Source organism: Aquidulcibacter sp. (assembly GCF_049239865.1).
Lineage (GTDB): Bacteria > Pseudomonadota > Alphaproteobacteria > Caulobacterales > Aquidulcibacteraceae > Aquidulcibacter.
This window is the reverse complement of record NZ_JBMLTR010000124.1, coordinates 1-4,319: the sequence shown is the minus strand read 5'-3', so window position 1 is coordinate 4,319 and position 4,319 is coordinate 1. Positions and strand designations below refer to the sequence as shown.

The 4,319-nt window shown below is 58.3% G+C and carries 3 protein-coding genes and 1 tRNA gene; all 4 read right to left on the bottom strand.

The features are described 5' to 3' along the window. On the bottom strand, positions 1-2,065 hold a 2,065-nt coding region (gene parC / locus ACOVRA_RS08735), incomplete at its 3' end, for a DNA topoisomerase IV subunit A (protein WP_421719948.1). Positions 2,066-2,197: 132 nt separating this feature from the next. Next, a tRNA-Glu gene (locus ACOVRA_RS08730) sits at positions 2,198-2,272 on the bottom strand. 72 nt (positions 2,273-2,344) lie between these two features. Next, the gene (gene recJ, locus ACOVRA_RS08725; RefSeq protein ID WP_421719947.1) at positions 2,345-4,138 is read right to left on the bottom strand and encodes a single-stranded-DNA-specific exonuclease RecJ; all 1,794 of its coding nucleotides are present in this window, start codon (positions 4,136-4,138) and stop codon (positions 2,345-2,347) included. 4 nt (positions 4,139-4,142) lie between these two features. Then, positions 4,143-4,310: a fructose-bisphosphatase class II gene (locus ACOVRA_RS08720; RefSeq protein WP_421719949.1), complete on the bottom strand. Its 168-nt coding sequence runs from the start codon at positions 4,308-4,310 to the stop codon at positions 4,143-4,145. Positions 4,311-4,319 lie beyond the last annotated feature (9 nt).

The window sequence follows — 4,319 nt, the reverse complement described above, 5'->3', positions numbered from 1 at the left end:
GCAGCTTGACGCCTTTGCCCCGGCCCATGCGTGGTAATTCTTCGGTTTTGAAGACGACGAGTTTCCGGTTCTCGCCGACCACAGCCACCATATCACCTTGGATGGGGGCCACGACGGCAGTCTTGGCCCCGTCATCCAAGTTCAAGACTTGCTTGCCCGAGCGCCGCATGGCGGCGCATTCTTCGTCACTTACCACAAAGCCATAGCCAGAGCTTGCGGCAATTAAGCGCTCGCCATCGGGCTTGGGCAGGAACATGGCCAGGATGTCGTGCTCTTCACCCAGATCAATCGAGAGGCGCACAGGTTCCCCTAAGCCCCGCCCACCGGGCAATTTATCGCCCGCCAAAGCAAAGGCGCGGCCATCGGTGGCAAACAGAACAATGCGGTCGGTCGTCTCAGCATGGAGTGAGAGATAATAGCCGTCGCCATCCTTATATTTCACGGTCGACAGATCATCGATCTTGCCCTTCAGCGCCCGGATCCAGCCCTTTTGCGACAGGACGACCGTGATCGGCTCGCGCGTTACAAAAGCCTCTGCACTTAAGGACAAGGCAATTGGGGCGTCTGCAAAGGTCGTGCGGCGTGCGCCGAGGGCAGTGTCTTTTGAAAAAGCCGATTGGATTTCGCGCAGCTCTTCTGCCGCTTGCGCCCATTGCAATTTGGGAGAAGCAATCATCGCCATCAGGCCTTCACGTTCGGCCTTGAGGTCTTCATTTTCTTGACGAATTTCCATCTCTTCCAGCTTACGCAAATTGCGCAAACGCGTGTCGAGAATGGCATTGGCTTGGACGTCAGTTAGGTCGAACGTCTTGATCAAGACTTGCTTAGGCTCATCCTCATAGCGGATGATGCGAATGACTTCGTCGAGATTGAGATAGGCAACGAGCAAGCCCGCCAAAATCTCCAAGCGCGCTTCAATCTTGCGCAGCCGCCAATTGGCGCGCGCAACTATCACGTCCCGCTTATGGTCGAGGAAGGCCTTCAAGCACTCAATCAAGCTCATCACGCGCGGCGCACCCTTGGCGTCGAGCACATTGAGGTTCATCGAGAAGCGGTTTTCCAGATCGGTGAGCTTGAACAAGCTCTCCATCAATTGTTCGGGCTCTACCGTGCGGGCGCGTGGCTCAAGGACGAGGCGAATATCTTCAGCACTTTCGTCGCGCACATCGCCCAGAAGTGGTGCCTTCTTGTTTTCGATCAGCTCTGCCAAGCGCTCCACAATTTTGGACTTTTGCACCTGATAGGGTGTCTCGGTCACAATGATGCGCCAGGTGCCGCGGCCGGTATCTTCCACGTGCCAGCGGGCGCGGGTGCGGAAACCGCCTTTACCAGTCGCATAGGCCTCGCGGATGGCGGCACGCGATTCAATGCAAATCCCACCGGTGGGAAAGTCTGGCCCCGGCACAAGGGTCAAAATTTCATCGAGATCAGCTTCGGGCTTGTCGATCAGAAGCAGGCAGGCATCAATCAATTCTGCCGCATTGTGGGGCGGGATGGAGGTGGCCATCCCCACCGCAATCCCCATCGAGCCATTGGCCAGAAGATTTGGATAGCCAGCAGGCAGAACCGAAGGCTCTTCATCTTCTTGGCTATAGGTCTCGCGGAAAAGGACCGAATCCTCATCCACACCTTCCATCAAAAGGGCACCTATGGCGGTTAGGCGGGCTTCGGTATAGCGGTAGGCAGCGGCTGAATCGCCGTCGATATTGCCGAAATTGCCTTGGCCATCGACGAGAGGATAGCGAACGGAGAAGTCTTGCGCCAAGCGCACCAAAGCATCGTAAATCGCACTGTCGCCATGGGGGTGATATTTACCCATCACGTCGCCGACGATCTTCGCACACTTCTTGAAATTGCTAGAGGGGTCGAGGCCGAGTTCGCCCATGGCATGAATGATACGGCGCTGAACGGGCTTTAGGCCATCGCGCACATCGGGCAACGCGCGACTGGTAATGGTCGACAAGGCATAGACGAGGTAGCGGCTCTCCAACGCCCGATCAAACGGCTCGTTGATGATATTGCCGCTGTCGCCGCCGCTGCCATCTAATTCCACTAAATCGCCCATGGGCTCACTATCCTTCGAATCAGGTCGCTATCATGGCAGCGTGCGGGGCCAAGCGCGACGACAAGCGGCAGCGACTTGTGGACAAGTACTGCAATGAAGTGCCGATTTATGGTGATCTTTGTGGGGTGGGAGTGGCAGCTCCTACGGGAGTCGAACCCGTCTTTCCTGATTGAAAATCAGGCGTCCTAACCGATAGACGAAGGAGCCACGTCACGCGTTGTTCACACGAGAGGCGGCTCTATACAAAGGCCGATGCGAACACGCAAGCGGCCTTTGCTGCTAAGATGCAGGACTTGCATCGATAATCTCACAATCAACCGCGTTTCCGCCGCGCCAATCGTCTTTTTTCAGCCGGACCACGACATGCAAGGGCCGTCGTCCCATCAGGGCATCGCCTAAAGGCGTATTCAGGGAGCGAAATGAGATCGCCTTGATTCTCTGCCCGGATTGGTCTTCCAGCATAAGGCGCACATGGCCCGTCCCCACGGGGGCAGCGGCATAGGGGCGCACATCGGCAAAGGCAAACACAGGATCTGGCCAGCCCGCGCCATAGGGGCCAACTTCGGTCATGGCGTCGAGAAGTTCGGGTGTCGCAGCACCAAGCCCGACCAAGGCATCAATGGCGAGGTCGCGGCTATTGCCCGCCGCATCTGACTCCGAACGCAAGCGGTGGGTCAGGTCGTGATGGACGGACTTTAGCTCACTAAAATTCATGGTCAGGCCTGCGGCCATGGCGTGCCCACCGCCGGCTAAGATCACGCCATCACTGGCAGCACCAGAAACCGCAGCGCCCAAGTTGACGCCCGGCACCGACCTGCCAGAGCCTTTGGCCTGTGGGTCTTCGGGATCAGCTGAGCCGATCACGATCACGGGGCGATGGAAGCGGTCTTTGAGGCGACCCGCGACAATGCCGATGATGCCTGGATGCCAGCCGGGCGCGCCCAACATCAAGAGCGGGCCATCAAGAGGGCCTGCCTCGCCGCGCTCGACCCGCGCAATGGCTTCTTCTAACACATTGGCCTCTATCGCCCGACGCTCGGCATTGAGGACTTCAAGCTCTTCCGCAATCTGAGTAGCTTCCGACGCATCCTCGGTCGACAAGAGCCGCACGGCGAGGGAGGAATCCCCTACCCTGCCCCCGGCATTCAGGCGCGGACCAAACACCCAGCCAGAGGCATAGACACTGCCGGGGTCTTTCAGTTTTGATGTCACCGCCAGAGCGGCAAGGCCAGGATTGGCGAGCTTTTCTTGCACTTTGAGGCCTTGCGCCACTAAAGCGCGATTCAGGCCCGTCAGCGGCGCAACGTCGCAAATGGTTCCCAGTGCGGCAAGGTCGAGCCGACTGAGCAGATCATATTCAGGCCCCGTCCACAGGCCCTGCTGCCGTGCCGCGCGATTGAGGGCAACCAGGGCAACAAAGACCACGCCGGCAGCCGTCAAATTGCCCAGTCCCGAGACATCGTCTTGTCGATTGGGATTGACCACAGCCAAGGCGGGGGGCGGCGCGCCATGCATCAAATGGTGGTCAAACACCACAACATCCAAGCCAATGCGGGCGGCTTCTTCCAGCGCGGCATAGGCTGCGGCTCCACAATCGACCGTGATTAGAAGATCGGTTCCGCTGTCCTTGATTTTATTGACGATCTTAGGGCTGGGACCATAGCCATCGAGAATACGGTCAGGCACAAACACATTGGCCCGTGCTCCGACCGACTTAAACCAGCTGAGCAGCAAGGCCCCGGAAGTTCCGCCATCCACATCATAATCGGCTAGAATGGTAATCGCCCTTTGGGCTTGCACGGCAGCGAGGATCGCCACCACCGCCCTTTCCATATCCTGCAGCGTGAAGGGCTCTGGCAGTTCGTTTTTGAGCTTAGGGGATAGAATACGATGGGCCGTGTCTGGCACCGCCCCCCGTGCAACCAACAGCTTGGCCTGCATCGCCCCAATGCCGAGACGACGCACACCTTCTTCTAAGACGCCAAGGGTGGCTTCAGATTGCCCATCGGGCACACGTTGAAGCCATCTGCGACCGGTCAGGCTCGACTCTATTCCGAGGAAAGAGCCGGCCATCCATCTAGCCTAAGTGCTGGGTGCGAACGACGCGGGCGGTCTTGGCAGCGGAATCCAGAACCAATGTCTCGGTCACAAAGCCCTTGGACGTCGCCTTCACGCCAGCCACCAAGGCACCATTGGTCACGCCTGTGGCAGAGAAGACCACGTCGGTGGAGACCAATTCGTCCAATTGATAGGT

Coding starts and splice junctions, on each gene's coding strand:
- recJ (WP_421719947.1), bottom strand. CDS start 4,138: ATGGCCGGCTCTTTCCTCGGAATAGAGTCGAGCCTGACCGGTCGCAGA.